This window comes from Cedecea lapagei (genome assembly GCF_900635955.1).
Classification (GTDB): domain Bacteria; phylum Pseudomonadota; class Gammaproteobacteria; order Enterobacterales; family Enterobacteriaceae; genus Cedecea; species Cedecea lapagei.
The window spans coordinates 17064-38005 of the sequence record NZ_LR134201.1 but is presented as its reverse complement, the minus strand read 5'-3'; the positions used below and the strand labels follow the sequence as shown (position 1 = coordinate 38005).

Genomic DNA, 20942 nt, shown 5'->3' with positions numbered 1-20942 from the left:
CGGGAAGGCCGCCTTCTCCCGTTCACGGAGCCCAACATGAAAGACAGAATACTGACGATTGACGTCGGCACAGGAAGCGCCAGGGCCGCTCTGCTGGCTCAGACCGGCGAGCTGATTGGCTTTGCTCAGCGTGAATATGACCAGACCACCCCGCAGGCTGGCTGGTCGGAACAGGCCCCGTCGCTGTGGTGGCGTTCAGTATGTGAATGCCTCCACGAGGTGTTGCATCGCTTCGCAGATCAGCGTTCACGCATCGCCGCTATCGGCGTCTGCGGCCAGATGCACGGCACGGTATTACTGGATGCCGACGGCGAACTGGTCGCGGATAAAGCCCTGCTCTGGAACGACAAGCGCAGCCAGCCGCAGGTGGACGCTTTTATCGCCCGTGAAGCGGAAGAGAAATGGCTCACTCGCCTAAACAACCCGCCCACCGCGGCCTGGCCCGCTTTCAAACTGGCCTGGTGGCGGGAAAACTGCCCGGAAAGCTGGGGGCGGGTGGCCATGGTGCTGATGCCGAAAGATTACATAAACTTCATGCTAACCGGCGTTTATGCCACCGACTACAGCGAAGCCTCCTGTTATTACCTGATGGACAGCGCCACCCTCAGTTGGTCCTCGCAAGCGCTGGAAAGCTTCGGGCTGAAGGCTGACCATCTACCACCGCTTTACCTGTCCAGCGACGTGATAGGCGAGATTAGCACTCAGGCGGCGGCGCTAACCGGCTTACCCGTTGGCATACCTGTCGTTGCCGGTACCTCGGACATGGCCGCCACGCTGCTGGGCTCCGGTGTTTACCAACCGGGAACAGCTTCGGATTCCACCGGCACCTCAACATTGTTAACGGTCGTTGCCAGGCAGCCGCTGCTTCACACCCGCATCAATAATCTGCACCTGGCCAATCCGGCCTGGGGCGGTTTTACCATTCTGGATGCGGGCGGTGATGCAGTGCGGTGGGCCAGACAGGCGATCGCGCAGAACCAGCTTTCACACGCCGATCTGCTGGCCGAGGCGGCAACGGTCAAGCCCGGTGCCGAAGGCCTGCTGTTCCTGCCTTACCTGACGGGAGAACGCCTGGCCGACCACACCAATTCACGGGCGCAATTCTTTGGCCTGCAGCGCAAGCACCACCGGGGCCACCTCTTCCGTGCGGTGCTGGAAGGGGTCGCCTTTGCCTCTACGCGTAATCTCAGGCAGTTGCGCCAGTGCGGCCAGCACCCGGAACGGATGATTGCCTCCGGCGGCGGCGCGCGCAGCGAACTGTGGCTAAAAATTAAAGCCTCGGCCTATAACCTGCCTATTTTAAGTACACGCAACCAAGAGAATGGCATAACAGGATGCGGTATTATCGCGGGCACCGGCGTGGGTCTGTATGCCGATTTTGCCGCTGGCGTGCGTCAGGCAGTTCATTTTGAAAAGGAAATTCTCCCTGACTCAAGCCTTCGGGACTACTATGCGGCGTGCTTTGAGGTGTTTGATACACTTTACCAACAGGCTGCGCCGCTGTATGACCGGCTGGATGCGCTCAGCGAAGGGCCGAGCAACGGTTAACGGTTCACCGCTGCTTCAGGCCTGGGGAAAATAAGGCGTGGTGCTCCGCAGAGAGCGGGAACAAGAGAGGTCGAATGTTTGCAGAAGAACGTCAGGAAAAATTACTGAGTATCCTCAGGGAAAAACGGAAAGTTGCGGTGTCCGAGATGTGCGAGGTTTTCAACGTCTCCGGGGCAACGATCAGGGCCGACCTCCGCCAGCTGGAAGAAACGGGTATGTTGACCCGCACCCACGGCGGCGCCATGTTGCGCACCCGCGCCAGCTTTGAGCAGGCATCGGACGACCGTGAAGTGGTGAACCTAAGCGCAAAAGAGCGCATCGGCCAGCGTGCGGCGCAGCTGGTAGAAGATGGTGACATCATCGTGCTGGATACCGGTACCACCACGCTGCACATCGCCCACCACATCCGCGACCGCAAGAACGTGACCGTGGTGACCAACGACTACCAAATTGCCCGCGAACTCGAAGCCAGTCCTTCTATCCAGACCATCCTGCTGGGCGGCATTGTGAAGAAAGGCTATCACTGCGTGGTGGCGATTAACGGCCGCTCGCTGCTGGATACCCTGAACGTGGATAAAGCGTTTATGGGGGTGAATTCGCTGTCGCTAAAACAGGGTGCCTGCGTGGCCGACGTGATGCTGGCCGAGACAAAGCGCGGCATGATAGAGCACGCCAGTCAGGTGATTGTCGTCTGTGACCACAGCAAGCTGGATAACACCTCGCTCGCGCAGTTTACCCCTGCGGCACGCATTGATACGCTGGTGATTGACCGTCTGCCGGATAACGCCGACGCATGGCGCAACGCCGGAATACACCTTATTGCACTGGAAGAATAGCGACCGCAGCTCGTCAAGTTAAAGCGCCAGTCGATCGGCGCTTTTCTGTCTCGATCAACCACGCTTGATCATCTGCACCACCTGATCGTTTTGGATCTGATGCTCAACGCCCTGCGCGTCGTAGTAACGCGTCAGCCCAGTCTGCTTATCCAGCTCCGGCTTGCCTTTGGTCACGATCATTTCGCCGGTTTTAGTCGACATCACGTAGCTGCTGGAGCAGGCCACCGCTGACAGCGCAGCCACACCCACCAACATCATCCCGAACAGTTTTTTCACTTTAGCCAACCCTTTATTGTTTTAGACGCCGGATTGTAGCTGGACGAAATGCAACCGGTTGTTAATGTGTATTGCTAAGGGAGACTGGGACATAGGTGCTTCCACCGCAGGCCGCGCCACCGCACAACCTGCCCTCTTCTTTCATCAGACATTTGCCATCCGGCAAGAGACTCTGTCCCGGCACACAACAACACTTCGGCAGCCCGCCACTTTCTCTTATCAGGATATTCTTTATGTCAGTCACAGAACCCGTTATCCGCCATTAAAAGCATGGCAGTTTTCGAAGTGGAAAATGGGCCGATAAAAACGGCGTGGTTCTTTTTTGGCTGAATCGACGTTGCCCGCATCCGCGTTTGCCAGACGGGTTTCTGATGCAGATTGCACAGAATGAACCCCGGCAAACCCCGCCAGGACGAGCAGCTTATGAGCCGTTAGACTGATTTAGTAAAGAATTTCACTTTAGGCGCAGGATATATTCTTACTGACCCATTGGGCAGCAGCATGAAACCCGGTATAATGCGCCCCGCCTCCATGTAGCAATGAAGGCGCGGAAGGTCGTCGTCTCCGGTGAGGCGGCTGGACTTCAACTCCAGTTGGTGCCGCCAGCGGCGCCGGGCAGGTTCGACTCCTGTGACTTTCCGCCAATTTCTTACAACCTCTTACCATAATCTTTTGATTTATAATCAAATAATACAAAAAATCAGCAATTACTAATTTTTCAATTATGATTTTTTTAATAGACTTAGTATAAAATTTTCAGCGCCTACTGTATTTATATACAACTGTTATTTTGTACATAATAATTAAAGACTAATCTTATATTCATATCCCTATTTGTCATGTCATTAAGCTTGTGGTAAATTCATTTATGGTTCTCATTATTTTCATATCAACGAATTAAATTAACCACATGGATGAAGTTATCAAGGTTAACGAACATGACAAAAATTAATAACGATGCAATAGAATCCATGAAGGGAATAATTTATCAATTATATTTTTCCGTGCAATACTGTCATGAATTAAATGAAGGGCAAAGTATTTATTTTGAAAAATTTGGCGATATCACTGTTTCTAAAAACAAACAAATAGAAATAAAAAAATATAAAGAAAACCTCACGGACAGTCATGAAAATTTATGGAAAACCTTGAAAAACTGGTTAGCAGAAAGCTTCACACATACTTATTATAAAAATCTAATTCTTTTAACCACGCAAGAAATAAAAAAAAATTCATCACTATTTGGCTGGAATGAAAAAAGCTCAAAAGAAAAACATGAAACATTAAAAAACATTTACTTACAAAATTCTAAAAAGTATATTGCTATTGAGAAATCAAAATGGCCTAGTTCCTTAAATTTCATGGAGGCAGTAATAACCCATGAGAAAAAATTATTAGAAATATTAGATAAGTTTTCCATATTAGACTCATCGCCAGTTATTGAAGAACAATATTCAAATTTAGTGACTAAATGCACAAATGGTGTTTTAACCGCAAAAAAAGAATTATATATACAAAACCTCATTGGTTTCATTCTCTCCCCCAGAGTACTTAATGGTTCAGGGAATAACTGGACCTTAACATATGATGAAATTGAAAAACAACGACAACTTCTTATTTCAGAATTTTGTCGAGATACTCATATCTTTCCTAAAAAGCATTATAAAAATCGTGAAGGAATTTACTCCGAAGAACACGATGAGAAATTATACATAAAGAAAATACTAAAAATAAAATATAGTGAAATAGTGCCTATTGCTAAGAGAGATTATATTAGCGCATGCAATACCATCATTGATGATTTTCAACATGGTCTGCTCAGGGAGCGATTTGATAGATATGAAAGCAGTATTGTTGAAAAATTTATAACTTCTCATAGAAAATCCAAAAGAAAAATTACCTCTGATCATAATTATTCAGAGTGCCAAGATTTTTATGATGAAATAAGCAACGAGGAAAGTATCATAATTGATGGATTTAATGATACCCCAAGAGAGTTTAAAAACGGTATTATTCATATAAATATGGACGATGATGAGCAAACATTATCCTGGGATCTATTATGAGCACTGCTATTACACATTTATCAACGTTATATTTCAGCCCCATTACTCTTAAAGAACATATAATTGAATTTTATTCAATCGCCCCAAAGACTAATAAAAACATATTGTTGGCATATTTAATTCTACCATTGCATTTCACGCCAGATGCGATTTCTTTCTTGCGGAATGCCAAAAGTACGAGTTCCTTGTTAACTTATACCAATAATAAAAAAAGATTAGTTGGGTTACAAAGTAAAGTTAATAGCATGAAAGATTTAACCAATCAATGTTTACAAATGTCAATTGATAACGAAGACATTATCATTAATGAGCATCTTTCAGTCGTTCTTACACAACATAAGATAGACTTTTTTAATAAAAAAAAACAAAATAAAGAAATATTAAGTATGGTGAAAATATTATGCAATACAGATATTTTGACCGTGTATAAACAACTTGGAATTAAAAATATATGAAATGCTTTATCAAACACATTGGAGTATGTGATAAAAAAGGCAACTCTCATTCTGTAAAATTTAATCAAGGTGTAAATATTATAACAGGAAAATCTTCAACAGGGAAAAGTGCAATATTAGAAATATTCGATTATTGCTTTGGTTCAACTGATGATAGTTTGCCTGAAGGGGTTATCACCGAGAATTCAGATATTTATTTCACAATTCTTAGAATTGTTGGAACATATCTTATCTTAGGTAGAAAATATGATTCTAACTATGCGTACATAATTGAGTCAAACATAATTTATGATAGTGCTGGCAATCTAATTACTAATACTAGTTATTTTGAAAAGCACACCATGCTACCTCTTAAAGATTTTAAAAAAGAGTTAGGGCGGTACTTTAATGTGACATTAACATCCGTTGATGAAGAACCGTTAAATTATTATCAAAATAGAAAAAAAGCCACACCTTCTGTAAGAAGCTTTATGTCTTTTATATTACAACATCAAAACTTAATTGCAAATAAGCACGCTCTATTTTACCGTTTCGATGAGAAAGAAAAAAGAGATCAAGCAATTGAACATCTTCCTATATTTTTAGGTTTTGCAAAGCAAGAATTCTTTATTTTAAAACAAGAACAATATGAAATAGAAGCAAAATTAAAAAAAATAAATATAATTTTGCCCAAAAAGAACGAAGATAATGAGCGGAAAAAATCCGAACTTAATTACTTGTTAGGTACCTATTCAACTCTGTCTGGAAATAAATTAATAAATATTACTGCAGAAGAAATTATAAAATCACCAGAAATTTATCTTAATGAAATACGCCGTAGAGATATTTTAATAAATGCCGAAAAGACTAGCTTATATGAAACATTAAATGAATTAGAAAAAAAACGTTCCGATCTTTATATACAAAAAAGAGAGTTAGAAAGGGAAAGAGTTTTAATCCAAAGTGGCATATTAAATATTGACGATTATTCAGAAAAAATTGAAAGGATAAATACACCTGAAAAAATCGAAGTTCAAATATCGCATTGCCCGTTTTGCAATCAACAACATCAAAAAATAGCTGATCATGTCAATCAATTTCATAAAGCAGTAGAATGGCTCAACTCCGAACTCTCAAGTACACCATATACCCGAGAGTCATTCGACGAATATGATCGAAACTTAGCGGTCAAAATAGCAAAAATTAATGTTGATTTAAAATCTTTTGATGCTGAAATTAACAATATCAACTCTGAAACAAAATTATTACGAATTGGTAATCAAAGTCTTATTGGTTTAGTAAATGAATCAAAATTCAGAATTATATTATATATTGAAAAACTAATTAAAAATGAAAAAAACTTATTACAAGAAGAGAAAGGGATATTAGAAAAAAAACTCGTAAAAATTAACAACCGTTTAAAAAGTTTTAATGTTGATCATAAAATGCATGAAGCCGAAAATATTTTATGCAATTTCATGAACGAGTTTGGTAAGAATTTGGATTTTGAACCTCATTATAAACCAATCAATCTCAGATTTTCATTTAATTCATTTGATCTGTGGCATGAAAAAAATGATGAGAAAAGAGTATATTTAAGATCTATGGGAAGCGGTGCTAATTGGTTATACTGTCACCTTTCATTATTTGTAGGTCTGCAAAGGCTTTTTTGTGAATTAATAGATACGTGTAAAATTCCACCTATATTATTCTTAGACCAACCAAGCCAAGTTTATTTTCCTAGTATTGATGACTCAAAAGATACTTTCCATCCTGAAAAATTATCTTTTAGAAAAGACAAACATTTAAACCACGATATGGATGCGGTAAAGACATTCTTTAAAGAGCTTATTAATTTTTGCGAAGAGACAAAAGTTAAAACAGGCTATAAACCACAAATTATAATATCAGATCATGTCGACAATATAGATTTCGAATCCAATTTAATATTTGAAGATTATGTTGTTGCGAGATGGAGAAAAAGAGGTTTTATTAAAGTAGGCTGATGAATTATTCTTATGGCAACTAGATATAATATCTTGTTGCTGTAAGAAATAATTACTTTAGATGTTAATTAGATGAATCATGATGATAAATACTCACAGTTTCCCAACCGCTCCAATTCCTTCCGCCCTAACTCCTTCAACCAATTCCCAAGGCTCATGCCAGCGTCTTTCGCTGCAACTTCAAATTGAGCTTTCAGTTCTGGTGTGATGCGCATCTGAAATGCTGGAGATTTGCCTGACTTTGGCGGTCTTACATCCCTTTTCACTGTTGACATGTCCATACCTCAGTTTTATTGTTGAGTTGTCAGGTGACACCCTATCATAGAGTGTTAAAACAAAGAAGCGCCCCCGAAAGGTATTCGCAGTACCAGACGAGGGCTAACCACCACGTTAAAGGAGTTAACGCCATGGCTAACCACGATAGTACCACACCCACTAATCCCCAAAACCTGGGCTTTCAACCAGTTACCCAATCTGAGATCTCGAGGCTCTTAAAAACGCCGCTCGGTACCTCGAACGATCTCTTTCAAGTGCTGGATATTTGCGAGCGATACACCGACGCCCTGATTGAAAATAACGATATTGCAGAACGCATGGCGCTGTGTGGCCGCCTCTATGCCGGGCTGGAAGTGTTGAAAGTCGTTCTGGATAAACCGCTGCCGGAACATCTGATTGAATACCTAACCGCAGAAAAGAGTGATAGCGAGGATCATGCTCGTTGCCTTACCGCAGAGTCAGACCTGATGCGGGAATATTGCAGCGCCCTGACGCTCGTGCTGCTGAATCAGCATGAATCCGCAGAACAACAGCAAACAATTACCGGTCTGTTATTCGAGATGGTTAATGCGCTGGCAGAGGATTTAAAAGCGCCCCGCTTTGTGCGAACAGATTCAGGTCTGGCAATGATCGATAGCCCTACCAGAAATAATCTTCACTAGACCCTCACCCTGCCCTCTCCCTAGAAGGGAGAGGGGGAAAATACGGTTCAGATTCATCGGCCAGGGACGAATATCGCCTTTTGGAAACAACGTCAGACGCATCGTTGCTACCCCTGTTTAAGATATAAAATCAAACCAAATCCGGCATCACCGCCGCAACGGCACCTCCATTGTCGAAAGTTAAAATCCGCCCTATAGTGCAAGAAATTTTCGCTTCGTCTGGAACACCATGCATACCATCGGCTTTGTTATTACGGACCATTTCCAGTCAATGGCGCTTGCCTCCCTGTCGGTGTTTGAAGTTGCCAACAAGGTGAATGGCGAGCCGTTCTACCAGACCCACGTGCTTTCAGAGAAAGGGGGCGTAATCGTCTCTTCGGCCGGCTTCTCGGTGCTGTCGGAGGCTTTTGATAGCCGCCATCTGGACACGCTTATTGTCGCTGGCGGCGATCGAGTGCTGAACGGCACGCCGCAAACGGTGCTCGATTTTATTCAGGCCAATGCCCGGGTTTCCCGCCGTGTCGCCTCCATCTGTTCAGGGGCTTTTGCCCTCGCTCAGGCCGGCCTGTTGGAACATAAACGCGCGACGACGCACTGGCTTTATTCGCGCCAGCTTCAGGCTGATTTTCCCAAAATCGAGGTTGATGAAGACCGCATTTACACCATCAATGGCAATATCTGGACCTCCGCCGGGATGACTGCAGGTATCGATCTGGGTTTAGCCATGGTGGAACGTGACCTGGGGGAAGAGCCGGCACACCGCGTCGCTCAGGCTCTGGTGGTTTACCATCGACGTGCAGGCGGGCAGTCCCAGCACTCCACCCTGCTTGAGCTGGAGTCCAAGTCTGACCGCATTCAGACCGTGCTGACCTATGCACGGCAAAACCTGGCTTCCACCCTCAGCGTCGAAGAACTTGCCGATATCGCGCATCTCAGCCCACGACAGTTTAGCCGGGCTTTTAAAGCGGAAACCGGGCAGTCGCCCGCCCAGGCGGTGGAAAATCTGAGGCTCGAAGCAGCACGATTTATGATGGAGCAAGGCCGGCACACTATCGAACAAATTGCCAGTCAGACGGGCTTTGTGGACCGTCGCCGCATGCGTGAAGCTTTTTTAAGACACTTCGGTTTACCCCCTCAAACCATCCGCCGCAATGCCCGCCAGCTCCCGGTGAGATAATGTCCTGAAAACGTAGTTTATACGTCATTTCAGCCATTCTCCGTTGGCTTTATCTTCTCTCCTGCACGAGGCAGCCCGCACCGGGCTGCACGCTATTTCCTTTTGAGGCTCGGCGGAGAAAAGCTATGACAAACCTGAAATCAGCAAAAATTCATATGAGCCGCAAGGCTATTGCGTCAACCGTTCTTCTGGCATCGCTGGCATCAATAGGTGCCGCGCATGCAGCAGAACGCGGCAAAGTCCTGGTGGTGCTGTCGAGCGCTCAAAATCTGACGCTGCGCGACGGAAAAACTTACCCGGTGGGGTACTACATTGATGAACTCGAAGCGCCGCTGCATAAACTGATTGATGCGGGCTATACCCCGGTATTTGCGAATCCCCAGGGAAATGCGGTGACCTTTGATGCCGCATCGAATAATAAAATGTTCTATGGTGGCAGCGACGAGAAACGAAGCGCGGCGGTGAAATACCTGGATAACGTGTCCGCACTTAAACATCCCCAAACCTTCAAAAACATTCTCAAAGGCGGTACGGGTGAGTATGTGGGCGTCATGATCCCGGGCGGTTGGTCGCCGGTGCAGGACCTGGCTACAGATAAGGATCTTGGCAAAATACTCATCGCCTTTCACAAGGCTGGTAAACCTACCGGGATCATTTGCCATGGCCCGGCAGCGTTGCTATCAACTCTGCCCGACCCAGTGGCGTTCACAAAAGCCATGAAGGAGAACAAGCTTGAAGAGGCCAACGCCCTTGCCAAAGCGTGGCCTTATCAGGGTTATCACCTGACGGTCTTTTCACGCTCTGAAGAGAGCGCCACCGAGGGGGCCAAAAGCCAGCTAGGCGGCTATGTTCCGTATTATGTGGCTGATGGGCTGGCTCAGGCTGGCGCGCAGGTCGATCGCAAGGCCCTGTGGGCGGTGAACATCGTGGAGGACCGCGAGCTTATCAGCGGCCAACAGCCCTTCTCATCAGATGCCTTTGCTGAGGCTTTTGTCTCCAGGCTGAACAAAACGACGGCGCAAAAAGCGTAAAGGGAAAGGGCGGGAAAGCTCCCGCCCCACTTAATGGGATGCCCTTAACGTTCACTCGCGCCCCCCTACAGCCCAGAACAGATGCCGTTCCCGGCAAGTCTCCGCAGAAGTGGGATATGCCGAAGCCGTTACATCGGCGGCGTCAGCCCGTTAACCCCGGCGGAGATCCCGCGCGCGACGGCCTGGCCTTTATCGTCTTTGGTGGCAAACAGCACCACTTTCGCGCCAGGCTTCAGCACGGATTTGTCGGCGGGGCTGATCAGCACCACAGGCACGTCGTCCGGTACCTGCACGGTTTTCTGCTGGCCGTGGAATTTCACCGTCATCGTACGCCCGTGACTGTTCACCAGGGTACCGACCGTGCCGTTGGTCATGGTGTTAACCTGCCCGTTGGCGGACTCAAACGGATTGAACCCTTCCCCGGAACCGCGCAGGCTCGGCGCAAAAACGTGGACCTCCAGCGCCTTCAGCGTGCCGTTCGCCTGCGGCACGGCGGCGGTGCCGATAAAGCTGTCGGGCTTGATGTCGCTCATCTTCGCTTCGCTCACGCCGTTGATTCGGGTTTTATCCGTCAGGCCAACGGAGAGCTTTTCCCCTTGCCGGGTGGTGATTTGCAGCGAAGAATCATTCACCGCATCAATAGTGCCGCGCACCGGGGTAATGACATTGTCTGCCGCCGCGGCGCCAACGCTCAGCAGCAGAAGGCTTAAGGCCGGGAAAAACAAACGAGGCTTGATCATGCTTGCTCCAGGGTTCAGGTCAGGTTAAGAGAGGCTCTGGATCAAGAGTAACCGCCAAATCAATCCCGGAGGTTAAAGAGTGTGTTCAAACGTTTCCTGAACTGCCAGAAACGTGCTCTTTAGCTAAAAGCCAGGGCGTTGACGGCATTCTGAGCGGCTCACTATTTCGTGATAAGCTGCTCAATATTGGCGACAGATAAAACACATCAATATAGCGATGCGCGATACTGCCTCACCTTCATTGCTTGCCGATTCAGGAAGAAAAATGGCTACTAAATATGCACTTGTTCTGCTGGCGCCGCTGCTGCTCGCCGCCTGCTCGTCGCTGGACAACTCAGGCGTTGACCGCCAGGACAGGCAGCGTCTGGACGACAGCTTTATGCGCTCGCCGTGGCCCGACCCTTACTACAACAGCCGCTACCTCACCCCGGAACAGCGGCAGGATATCCGCGACAGGATCCGCGCCGACCAGCTGGAAGCCAGAGGGCGCAGAGATAACAGCACGGACAGCGGTGATGGCCTCGGCCAGCCGGTGCATTTCTAGACGGTCGGCACCGTTCCGCCGTCAATAATGTACTCCGTGCCGGTAATTGCGGCAGCTCGCTCTGAAGCGAGGAAGGCTATCAGGTTTGCCACCTCTTCCGGTTTTGCCGGGCGTCCAAGCGGGATCCCGCCCAGTGAATCCATGATGATTTTTTTGCCGCCTTCATAATCGGTACCGGCCTCTGAGGCCAGGCGCTCGGCAAAACGCACGGAAGCCTCAGTTTCAATCCAGCCCGGCGCGACGCGCAGAACGCGAACGCCCTTCGGCGCAACCTCTTTTGACAGGCTTTTGCTGTAGGCAGAAAGCGCCGCTTTAGCGGCAGCATAAGCGGTGGTCGCCTCCGGCAGCGGCAAAATACGCTGGATAGAGGAAACGTGGATAATCACGCCGTTACCGCGAGCCGTCATACCCGGCAGCAAAGCACGATCGAGACGCACCGCCGGCAGCAGGTTTAGCGCAAGCTCCTGTTGCCAGTGCTCTTCCTCAAGCGCCGCATAGCCTCCGGCCGGCGCCGAGGAGCCACCGAGCATATGCACGATAATATCCACGCCACCAAGCCGTTCCTGCACCGCATTAACCAGTTTTTCACAACCTTCCAGCGTGCAGAGATCCGCCGCGACAAACGCCTCGTCGTTAATCCCTTCAGGTTGATGGCGGGCCACGGTCATCACCTGAGCGCCCAGCTCACGGAACAGCGCCACGGTCGCCGCGCCTGCGCCTTTGGTGCCGGACGTCACCAGCGCTCTCTTGCCTTTCAGCGTCAAAAAGTCAGTCATCTTAAGTTCTCCAGAAAGTCGATTTACCTGCCGTAGCGCTACTTTAAGAAAGCGGTATAATTTAAACAATTGGGACAAAACAGGATGAAATGATGAAGGAAACGGGACAATGTCGCGCATAGCGCTCAGCGATATCGAAGCCGTGCAGGCCATTGACCGCCGGGGTTCTTTCCGCGCGGCGGCGATCGACCTTGGCGTTTCTACTACGGCGCTCAGCCATACGCTGGCAAAATTTGAAGCCGAGCTTGGCGTGCGCCTGTTCAACCGTACCACCCGCAGCGTGTCGCTGACGGAGGCCGGGAGGCTGTTTATCGAGCGAGTGAGCCCGTCTTTTCAGGGACTTAGTGATGCCCTTGAGAGCGTTCGGGCGCACCGCGATACCCCGTCCGGGATCCTGCGCATTAACGCCCCGCCCTTTGCCGCCCGCCAGCTGCTGTCATCCCTGATTTTTGAGTTTCTGCGCCTCTACCCGGAAATGCAGGTCGACATCGTAACCGAGGGAAAGCTGGTCGATGTCGTTGCGGAAGGGTTCGATCTCGGCGCCCGCGTCGCAGGCCTGGTGCCTGCCGATATGATTGCGCTCCCGCTTGGCCAACCGCAGCGTTTTGCCGTTGCCGCTTCTCCGGATTATCTGGCGAAACATGGCGTCCCGCTAACGCCCGGCGATCTGCTGGCTCACGCCTGCCTTCGCGTCAGGCTGCCCGACGGCTCGCTTTATCGCTGGCATCTGGAGAAGCAGGGCGAAGTGGTGCAGCTCGATGTGCGAGGGCCACTTACGCTGGATGAAGCCGCACTGGCGCGGGATGCGGCGCTGGAAGGAATCGGGATTGGCTTCTTCATGGAGCAAAACGTCGCCGAGGAGATCCGCTCGGGCAAGCTGATTCGCCTGCTGGAGGAGTGGACACCGCCCTTCCCGGGACTTTGCCTTTACTATTCCGGCAGGCGGCACCCGTCCGCCGGACTTGCCGCCTTTCTGGCGCTGGCGCGGGAAAGAAGCCAGCAGTGATGGGCCGCCTGCCCGTTTCGTAACCTTTCCCCTGAAGGTTAACGAAGATTGCACCGTTGCGGGGCAAAAAAGGGCGGCGGGTGGCAATAAAAATTGCCGCCTTCGCTTTACAAAGCCACTCGCCAATCTGTGCTGAAAACAGTCTCATCATCTGGCTTATTGCGTAGGTTGTGATAGATTCCTCTCGCTTTCAAAACATACACAGCAAAATACGCTGCGAAGCCCCTCTCTCTTTTTTCAGGTAAACGATCGGACGCCATGAGAAAGTTAGCCAATATCCACCTGCTGATGATGTTGATTTTGCTGGTTGCTGTCGGGCAGATGACACAGACGATTTATATTCCTTCGATTCCCGATATGGCTCATGAGATGGGCGTGCGCAGCGGTGCTATCCAGCGCGTGATGGCGGCCTATTTGTTTACCTACGGCGTATCCCAGCTGTTTTATGGCCCAATTTCCGACCGCATTGGCCGCCGCCCGGTGATCCTCACTGGCATGGTGATTTTCATGCTGGCCACGCTCGGCGCTCTGTTTACCACGAATTTGCATATCCTTGTGCTGGCGAGCGCCCTGCAGGGCATGGGTACCGGGGTTGCCGGTGTGATGGCGAGAACCATGCCTCGCGACCTCTACGAAGGCGGTGATTTGCGTCAGGCCAACAGCCTGCTGAACATGGGCATTCTGGTGAGCCCGCTGCTGGCGCCGGTTATCGGCGGGATGCTGGACAGCGTCTGGGGCTGGCGCGCCTGCTACGGCTTCCTGCTGCTGCTGTGCGCGATTGTGGCATTCTCCATGTGGCGCTGGCTGCCGGAAACCCGTCCGGCCAATGCTACGCCGCCGCGCCTGATGCGCAGCTACAAAATGCTGCTCGGCAGTATCTCCTTTAACTGCTATCTGCTGATGCTGGTTGGCGGGCTGGCGGGCGTGGCGGTGTTTGAAGCCTGCTCCGGCGTGCTGATGGGCGGCGTGCTCGGCCTGAACGGCGTGGTGGTCAGCATCCTGTTTATTCTGCCGATTCCGGCGGCATTTTTTGGCTCCTGGTATGCAGGTCGCCAGAACGTGCGTTTCTCCAGCCTGATGTGGCAGGCGGTACTGAGCTGCCTGTTCGCCGGTATTCTGATGTGGATCCCTGGCTGGTTCGGCATCATGAATATCTGGACATTACTGGTCCCTGCGGCACTCTTTTTCTTTGGCGCAGGGATGCTGTTCCCGCTGGCGACCAGCGGCGCGATGGAGCCGTTCCCGTTCCTCGCCGGTACCGCAGGGGCGCTGGTTGGCGGCCTGCAAAATATCGGTTCCGGCGTGATGGCCTGGTTCTCCGCCCTGATGCCGCAAACCGGGCAATACAGCATCGGGCTGCTGATGACGGCGATGGGCGTGCTGATCCTCTGCTGCTGGCTGCCGCTGGCGCAGCGATCCCAGCATCATGGCGAGACGGTATAGGTTATTTCGCCTCTTCGCCACGCACCTGCTCTGGGCCACCGGGGCGAGGGAGAAATCCCGCACCTTTAGTATTAATGCTGTTTTCCCCCTTTCCCTCTGGGAGAGGGCAGGGGTGAGGGTCATCTTCCCCGTCATATTTCTGTCATTTAGTTACTTTACTCTCATTTTCAGCTTAATGATTTGATCAATCTACGCGCGTAGATACACTGAGTGAAATGATTAAAAAATGGCATTATCGCCAACAGACACACTGCACCCTCTCTGTGAGAACCCTAATGACGACAAGCACAATCTCTCCTCTTCCGGCTGACGCGCAGCACGCTGCCGAGGAACGGCTGGCAACGCCAGAAGGCAAACGTGATTTTATTCGCGCCACCTTCTCCTGCTGGCTTGGCACCACCATGGAATATGCCGACTTCGCGCTTTACGGCCTGGCGGCCGGGATAATCTTCGGCGACGTCTTCTTCCCGGATGCCACGCCGGTGATGGCGCTGCTCTCAAGCTTTGCCGCTTACTCCGTCGGGTTTGTTGCCCGGCCGATAGGCGCTCTGCTTTTTGGCTGGCTGGGCGACCGCTACGGCAGAAAGATGGTGATGATCATTACCATTGCGCTGATGGGCTGCTCCACCACCTTAATTGGCCTTATCCCGAGCTACGCGCAAATCGGCGTCTGGGCGCCGACCTGCCTTGTGATCCTGCGGTTTGCTCAAGGGTTAGGCGCAGGCGCAGAGCTCTCCGGCGGCACCGTCATGCTGGGCGAATACGCGCCGGTAAAACGCCGTGGTCTGGTCTCTTCCATTATCGGGCTGGGCTCAAACAGCGGGACGCTGCTGGCTTCCCTGACCTGGCTGCTGGTGTTGCAGATGGATAAAGAAACGCTGCTCTCCTGGGGCTGGCGTATTCCCTTCCTGTGCAGCATGTTGATTGCCGTTGTTGCCCTGATCATCCGTCAGCATCTGCGCGAAACGCCGGTCTTTGAGCGCCAAAAAGCGCTGCTGGAAGCCGAGCGTAAACAGAGCCTGCAAAAGGGGCTAGCTCAACAGCAGAAAGACCCGCGCAGCTTCTGGCGACGCACGCGCGCTTTCTGGACCATGGTCGGGCTTCGCATTGGCGAAAACGGGCCTTCTTATCTCGCCCAGGGCTTTATCATCGGCTACGTTGCTAAAGTGCTGGCGGTGGATAAATCCGTACCGACGCTGGCCGTGCTTATCGCCTCGGTGCTGGGCTTTGCGATTATTCCTTTTGCCGGCTGGCTCTCCGACCGCTTTGGCCGCCGTATCGTTTACCGCTGGTTTTGCCTGCTGCTGATTATCTACGCTTTCCCGGCCTTTATGCTGCTGGACTCCCGTGAGCCCGCGATCGTGATTCCAACCATTGTCGTCGGCATGGGGCTGGCTTCGCTGGGCATTTTCGGCGTGCAGGCGGCCTGGGGCGTAGAGCTGTTCGGCGTCACTAACCGCTACACCAAAATGGCGTTTGCGAAGGAGCTGGGGTCGATTCTTTCCGGCGGAACGGCGCCGCTGGTTGCTGCTGCGCTGTTGTCCTGGACCGGTCACTGGTGGCCCATCGCTCTCTACTTCGCGGTGATGGCGGGGATTGGCCTGGTGACCACCTTCGTTGCCCCGGAGACCCGAGGCCGCGATCTGAATCTGCCAGAAGACGCTATTTGATTTGTCACAGAGTTGACGGCGATTTTTACGGAGCAAAGCTTTATGCTGTTGCTCCGTTTATCGCCCGCCAAATAAAGCAGGTATTCAGTGACTAAGCCTCATGTGCACCGCGTTACCCGCGCTGAAGTCGCCAAAGAAGCAGGAACTTCCGTTGCGGTCGTCAGTTACGTGATTAATAACGGCCCCCGTCCGGTAGCCCAGGCCACTCGCGAGCGCGTGCTCGCCGCCATTAAGAAAACAGGTTACCGGCCTAACGGCATCGCCAGGGCTTTAGCCAGCGGCACCACGCGTACCTACGGTTTAGTCGTTCCCAATATCGCCAACCCGTTTATCTCGTCCATGGCTCACGCTCTCCAGCAGGAGGCCTTTGCCGATGGCCGGGTCCTGCTGCTGGGCGATTCCGGTGATGACCGCGCCCGCGAGCTGGAGCTTATCAACAACCTGCTCCTTCGCCAGGTTGACGGGCTGATTTATACCAGCGTCGACAGGCATCCCTACATCGATCTTATTCAGGCCAGCGGCACGCCGTGCGTCATGCTGGACAGGGTCGAGCCGGAGCTGAACGTCTGCTCGATTCAGGTTAATGAGCAGCACGCCGCACGCCGCGCGACACGTCATCTGATTGAGCATGGCTATCGCGATTTCGCCATTATTTGCGGGCCGCAGGAGATGCTGAACACCCAGGATCGTATCAGCGGCTGGAAGCAGGCGCTGGAAGAGTCCGGGCTGGAAGTACACCCGGAATGGATTTTCCCAACGGATTACACCCGCCAGGGCGGCTACGACGCGACCCGGCGTATGCTGGCGGGCAAGCTGCCTCGCGCGCTTTTTGCCACCAATGAACAACAGGCCTTTGGCTGCCTGAGAGCCCTGTCAGAACAGGGGCTTTCGGCACCGCAGGACCTGGCGCTGGTCTGTTTTAACGGCACCCTGGAGTCGGCCTTTAACGTCCCTTCTTTAACCACCGTGCGGCAGCCCGTCATACCGATGGCAAAAAAGGCCATCGAGATGCTGAAAAGGTGGGACGGGCAGCCGCAGAAGTATGAATTCGATTTTGAGCTGGAGATTGGCGAGTCCTGCGGCTGCCGCTCCCTCACCACAAGCAGGAAGTCACAGGTAACATGAAGCGTTTAATTATCGATTGCGATCCGGGTAACGGCGTTGCCGGGGCTAACGTAGACGATGGCCTGGCGCTTGCGCTGGCATTGGCTGCACCGGAGATTTCTCTGGAGCTTATCACCACCGTGTCGGGCAATACGCCAAGCGACGTGGGCTATGCCGTTGCGTCTGATTTAGTCGCTCGCCTCGGCATGTCTGTTGAGGTCGCCCGGGGTGCCTCACGGGCGCTGATTGAGCCCTCAGCGCCGTGGCGTGAACACCTGGATCATAAGGTCGATAAAGTCGGCCTGCGCCATCTCTGGAAGGATGTTCACGCCCCGCAAATGCTGGCCGAAGTGGCGCCTATGGCGGTACATAAGATGGGCGAGCTCATCTGCGCAAACCCTGGTGAAATCTCGCTGATTGCCATTGGCCCGCTGACCAACGTGGCGCTGGCTTTGCAGCTGTACCCGCAGATGGCAAACGCGGTGAAAGAGATCGTGATTATGGGCGGCGTCTTTAACGTTGACGGCTACCTGAAGGACACCAATTTCGGCGTCGATCCGGAGGCCGCACATGCCGTGCTGACCAGCGGCGCGAATATCGTGCTGGTGCCGATGGACGTCACCACGCAAACCATGATGACCCATCAGGATTTGGATGCGCTGGCCACCTGCAATAATCACCTGAGCCGTTTTCTGGTCGAAACTATTCGCCCGTGGATGGATTTCTCCATCCAGACCCGCCAGCTACCAGGCTGCTGGATCCACGATGTGCTGACCGTCGCCTGGCTTCTCGAGCCGGAGCTGGTGAGCTGGACGCGTGATTATGTGGATGTTTCCCTGAGCGGGCTGAGCCGTGGCAGAACGCTGCGCTATGGCCCGGAGCATTTGAGGCTGGCGGTGAACGTTGAGGCTCCGCAAGGCAAGCCGGTCACGCTGCTGCAAACCGTCGATAATCAGCGACTGCTGGCGCTTATCGACGGGCATATTCGCCGGTTTTCATAAGTGGATACAGGGCGCATAAGCGCCCTGTTTTACAGAACCTTGCTGAGGAAAGCCTGAGTTCTCGGGTTTTGCGGCGCGCTAAAGAGCTGCGCAGGTACGCCCTGTTCCTGGATCACGCCCTGGTCGATAAAGATAACCCGGTCCGCCACTTCGCGGGCAAAGCCCATTTCATGGGTCACGATGATCATCGTCATCCCTTCCTGCGCCAGCTGTTTCATCACCGCCAGCACTTCACCAACAAGTTCTGGATCCAGCGCCGAGGTCGGCTCATCGAACAGAATAATGGACGGCTCCATCGCCAGCGCACGGGCAATCGCCACGCGCTGCTGCTGGCCGCCGGAGAGGCTTGAAGGCCAGGCGTCGATTTTATCCAGCAGCCCCACCTTTTGCAGCAGCTTCTCGGCGCGGTTCACCGCTTCCGCTTTTGACAGTCCCTTCAGCGACATCGGCGCCATAATCAGGTTTTCCAGCACCGTCATGTGCGGGAACAGGTTAAAGCGCTGGAACACCATGCCCACGCCTTCACGCAGCGTGTTGAGGTTGGTTTTTGGGTCGTGTACCGCAAAACCGTTCACAATGACTTCGCCGCCGTCCGGTTTTTCCAGCGCGTTCAGGCAGCGCAGAAAGGTGCTTTTGCCGGAGCCGGAAGGGCCAATCACGCAAACCACTTCCTGCGGCGCGATATCGCAGGAAATGCCGCGCAGCACGTGAGTTTTGCCAAACTGTTTCTGTAAGTCCTTAACGTGAATCACTTTTGCCAAACCTCTTTTCCATATGTTGCACCAGCAGCGAAAGCAGGAACGTCAGCACCCAGTACACTACGGAGATGGTCAGGTACGGTTCCCAGTAGGTCGCGTAAGCGCCGGAAACGGTACGCGCCGCGTAGGCCAGGTCTGCAAGGCCGATGGCGGAAGCCAGCGACGAGTCTTTCACAATAGCGATCGCGTTGTTGCCCAGCGGCGGCAGGATGCGACGAAAAGCCTGCGGCAGGATAACTTTGCGCATCGTTTTGCCCCAGCCCATGCCGAGGGCGCGTGAAGCTTCCATCTGCCCTTTATCGATGGACTGAATACCGGCGCGGAAAATCTCGGACACATAAGCCCCGGCGTTCAGGGTAATCGCCACCACGCAGGAGAGGAAGGCGCCGTACTCAGAACGCAGTTCGCGGGCAAAGTCCACGGACATCATCCCGCTGGTGATCATGATCCCGTCGCGCGGGTTAATAAACAGCGGCACCAGCGCAAAGTGAACCACCATGATCTGCACGAACAAAGGCGTGCCGCGAAACGCGCTGACATAAACACGCACCGGCCACTGAACCGCGTAGCGCAGCACATGTTTCCACGGGCCGTCATCGGCGTGAGCCATACGGCCAAGCCCCAGCAGCAGCCCCCACGTAGTGCCTAAAATCACGCAGATAATGGTGCACTTGATGGTCATCAGCGCGCCCTGCATAAACAACGGCGCGTATTCTGAGATTATCTCCCAGCGAAATCCGGTCATACCTGTCCTTGTTGGGGCCGGAGCGGCCCCGATTGAAAATTACTCTGCCGGGAGGGTTGGAACGTTGTTGTCGAACCAGGTGGCGTAAATTTTAGCGTAGGTGCCGTCGGCGATGATTTTCTTCAGCCCGGCGTCGATCTTACCTTTCAGCTCGGTGTTGCCTTTGGCCACCGCAATGCCGAAGTACTGACGCTCAAACTTGCTGTCCGGCACCAGTTTCAGCGGTTTTTCCGGGTGAGATTTGATGTAGTACTTCACCACGCCCACATCGCCAACCGCAGCGTCGATGCCGTCTTCGGTCAGTTCCTGCAGCATCAGCGGCGTGTTATCAAAACGCTTGATATCGGTGCTGTTTTTACCCAGAACGTCGGACACCACGATGTCGCCGGTGCTGGAGTTAACCACGCCCACTTTTTTGCCTTTCAGGGAGGTTACGGAGTCCACTTTAGAGTCGGTTGGCACCACGATGGACTGCTCGGCCGGGAAATAAGGCGAGGAGAAATCGACCATCGCTTTACGCTTGTCGGTGATGGTGATGCCGGAAATGATGATGTCGCGGTCGCCGGAGTTCAGCGTGGCAAAAATGCCTTCCCACGGCGTGTTAACCAGCTTGATATCAAACCCTTCGGCTTTGGCGATAGCTTTGATGATATCGATATCAAAACCTTCCAGCTGCTTCTGGCTGTTTTCGTATTCAAACGGACGGTAGGTGCCGCCGGAACCCACGACATAGGTCTGCGCCAGCGCCTGTGCCGAGCTGAACAATGCCGCGAGCAAACACCCGCCAGCCACTACTGATTTCATCGCTTTAGTTAACATAGAAGCCCCTGGATATATTATGTT

Annotated in this window: 21 protein-coding genes and 1 tRNA gene; 15 read left to right on the top strand and 7 right to left on the bottom strand. The window is 51.9% G+C overall.

The features are described from left to right. The first annotated feature begins 36 nt into the window (after positions 1-36). On the top strand, positions 37-1548 hold the full coding sequence (locus EL098_RS00195; RefSeq protein ID WP_126354153.1) for a xylulokinase: 1512 nt from the start codon (positions 37-39) through the stop codon (positions 1546-1548). Between the two features lie 74 nt (positions 1549-1622). After that, positions 1623-2384 carry a DeoR/GlpR family DNA-binding transcription regulator gene (locus tag EL098_RS00190; RefSeq protein WP_126354152.1) on the top strand — a complete coding sequence of 254 codons (762 nt, stop codon included), beginning with the start codon at positions 1623-1625 and terminating at the stop codon, positions 2382-2384. A gap of 54 nt (positions 2385-2438) precedes the next feature. On the opposite strand, the gene EL098_RS00185 is transcribed toward EL098_RS00190, so the two are convergent. Next, positions 2439-2660 (bottom strand): YgdI/YgdR family lipoprotein, encoded by a 222-nt coding sequence (locus tag EL098_RS00185; RefSeq protein ID WP_269462193.1) that lies wholly within the window; start codon positions 2658-2660, stop codon positions 2439-2441. Positions 2661-3209: 549 nt separating this feature from the next. Between EL098_RS00185 and EL098_RS23130 the strand changes: the two genes are divergently transcribed. The 4 genes from EL098_RS23130 (at position 3210) to EL098_RS00165 (ending at position 7166) form a co-directional block, all read left to right on the top strand. Continuing rightward, positions 3210-3304, top strand: a tRNA-Sec gene (locus tag EL098_RS23130). A gap of 294 nt (positions 3305-3598) precedes the next feature. After that, complete coding sequence (locus tag EL098_RS00175) at positions 3599-4726, top strand: hypothetical protein (RefSeq protein WP_126354151.1); 1128 nt, start codon at positions 3599-3601, stop codon at positions 4724-4726. Then, entirely contained in the window at positions 4723-5181 is a 459-nt protein-coding gene (locus EL098_RS00170; protein WP_126354150.1) for a three component ABC system middle component, read from the top strand. Before EL098_RS00175 ends, EL098_RS00170 begins: the two co-directional genes overlap by 4 nt. Beyond that, positions 5178-7166 carry a DUF3732 domain-containing protein gene (locus EL098_RS00165; protein WP_126354149.1) on the top strand — a complete coding sequence of 663 codons (1989 nt, stop codon included), beginning with the start codon at positions 5178-5180 and terminating at the stop codon, positions 7164-7166. Before EL098_RS00170 ends, EL098_RS00165 begins: the two co-directional genes overlap by 4 nt. A gap of 77 nt (positions 7167-7243) precedes the next feature. On the opposite strand, the gene EL098_RS00160 is transcribed toward EL098_RS00165, so the two are convergent. Next, entirely contained in the window at positions 7244-7441 is a 198-nt protein-coding gene (locus EL098_RS00160; RefSeq protein ID WP_126354148.1) for a toxin-antitoxin system HicB family antitoxin, read from the bottom strand. A gap of 132 nt (positions 7442-7573) precedes the next feature. On the opposite strand from EL098_RS00160, the gene EL098_RS00155 reads away from it, so the two are divergent. The 3 genes from EL098_RS00155 (at position 7574) to EL098_RS00145 (ending at position 10312) form a co-directional block, all read left to right on the top strand. Further along, on the top strand, positions 7574-8104 hold the full coding sequence (locus tag EL098_RS00155; protein ID WP_126354147.1) for a hypothetical protein: 531 nt from the start codon (positions 7574-7576) through the stop codon (positions 8102-8104). Between the two features lie 229 nt (positions 8105-8333). Then, entirely contained in the window at positions 8334-9281 is a 948-nt protein-coding gene (locus EL098_RS00150) for a GlxA family transcriptional regulator (RefSeq protein ID WP_126354146.1), read from the top strand. Between the two features lie 125 nt (positions 9282-9406). Next, a complete protein-coding gene (locus EL098_RS00145) occupies positions 9407-10312 on the top strand; it encodes a type 1 glutamine amidotransferase domain-containing protein (RefSeq protein WP_126354145.1) in 906 nt (301 codons plus the stop codon). A gap of 128 nt (positions 10313-10440) precedes the next feature. Here the strand turns inward: EL098_RS00145 and EL098_RS00140 are convergent, their stop codons facing one another. Further along, positions 10441-11052, bottom strand: coding sequence for a hypothetical protein (locus EL098_RS00140; RefSeq protein WP_126354144.1), 612 nt, complete (start codon positions 11050-11052; stop codon positions 10441-10443). Positions 11053-11317: 265 nt separating this feature from the next. Between EL098_RS00140 and EL098_RS00135 the strand changes: the two genes are divergently transcribed. Further along, on the top strand, positions 11318-11596 hold the full coding sequence (locus EL098_RS00135; RefSeq protein WP_126354143.1) for a hypothetical protein: 279 nt from the start codon (positions 11318-11320) through the stop codon (positions 11594-11596). On the opposite strand, the gene EL098_RS00130 is transcribed toward EL098_RS00135, so the two are convergent. Beyond that, positions 11593-12372, bottom strand: coding sequence for an SDR family oxidoreductase (locus EL098_RS00130; protein ID WP_126354142.1), 780 nt, complete (start codon positions 12370-12372; stop codon positions 11593-11595). The two genes, EL098_RS00135 and EL098_RS00130, sit on opposite strands and share 4 nt — an antisense overlap. A gap of 109 nt (positions 12373-12481) precedes the next feature. On the opposite strand from EL098_RS00130, the gene EL098_RS00125 reads away from it, so the two are divergent. The 5 genes from EL098_RS00125 (at position 12482) to EL098_RS00105 (ending at position 18596) form a co-directional block, all read left to right on the top strand. Further along, a complete protein-coding gene (locus EL098_RS00125; RefSeq protein ID WP_126354141.1) occupies positions 12482-13378 on the top strand; it encodes a LysR family transcriptional regulator in 897 nt (298 codons plus the stop codon). 258 nt (positions 13379-13636) lie between these two features. Further along, complete coding sequence (gene emrD, locus EL098_RS00120) at positions 13637-14821, top strand: multidrug efflux MFS transporter EmrD (protein WP_126354140.1); 1185 nt, start codon at positions 13637-13639, stop codon at positions 14819-14821. A 275-nt stretch (positions 14822-15096) separates the two neighbouring features. Beyond that, the gene (locus EL098_RS00115; RefSeq protein WP_126354139.1) at positions 15097-16491 is read left to right on the top strand and encodes an MFS transporter; all 1395 of its coding nucleotides are present in this window, start codon (positions 15097-15099) and stop codon (positions 16489-16491) included. 87 nt (positions 16492-16578) lie between these two features. After that, positions 16579-17616: a LacI family DNA-binding transcriptional regulator gene (locus EL098_RS00110; protein WP_126354138.1), complete on the top strand. Its 1038-nt coding sequence runs from the start codon at positions 16579-16581 to the stop codon at positions 17614-17616. Next, the gene (locus EL098_RS00105; RefSeq protein WP_126354137.1) at positions 17613-18596 is read left to right on the top strand and encodes a nucleoside hydrolase; all 984 of its coding nucleotides are present in this window, start codon (positions 17613-17615) and stop codon (positions 18594-18596) included. Before EL098_RS00110 ends, EL098_RS00105 begins: the two co-directional genes overlap by 4 nt. 29 nt (positions 18597-18625) lie before the next feature. Here EL098_RS00105 and EL098_RS00100 read toward each other — a convergent pair whose 3' ends face one another. Genes EL098_RS00100 through EL098_RS00090 form a run of 3 tightly spaced genes read right to left on the bottom strand, consistent with a single transcriptional unit; the run spans position 18626 to position 20903 of the window. Then, positions 18626-19348 (bottom strand): amino acid ABC transporter ATP-binding protein, encoded by a 723-nt coding sequence (locus EL098_RS00100; RefSeq protein WP_126358322.1) that lies wholly within the window; start codon positions 19346-19348, stop codon positions 18626-18628. Beyond that, positions 19335-20099 carry an amino acid ABC transporter permease gene (locus EL098_RS00095; protein ID WP_126354136.1) on the bottom strand — a complete coding sequence of 255 codons (765 nt, stop codon included), beginning with the start codon at positions 20097-20099 and terminating at the stop codon, positions 19335-19337. The genes EL098_RS00100 and EL098_RS00095 overlap by 14 nt, the downstream gene beginning before the upstream one ends. A 39-nt stretch (positions 20100-20138) precedes the next feature. Beyond that, positions 20139-20903, bottom strand: coding sequence for a basic amino acid ABC transporter substrate-binding protein (locus EL098_RS00090; RefSeq protein WP_164716914.1), 765 nt, complete (start codon positions 20901-20903; stop codon positions 20139-20141). Positions 20904-20942: the final 39 nt, after the last annotated feature.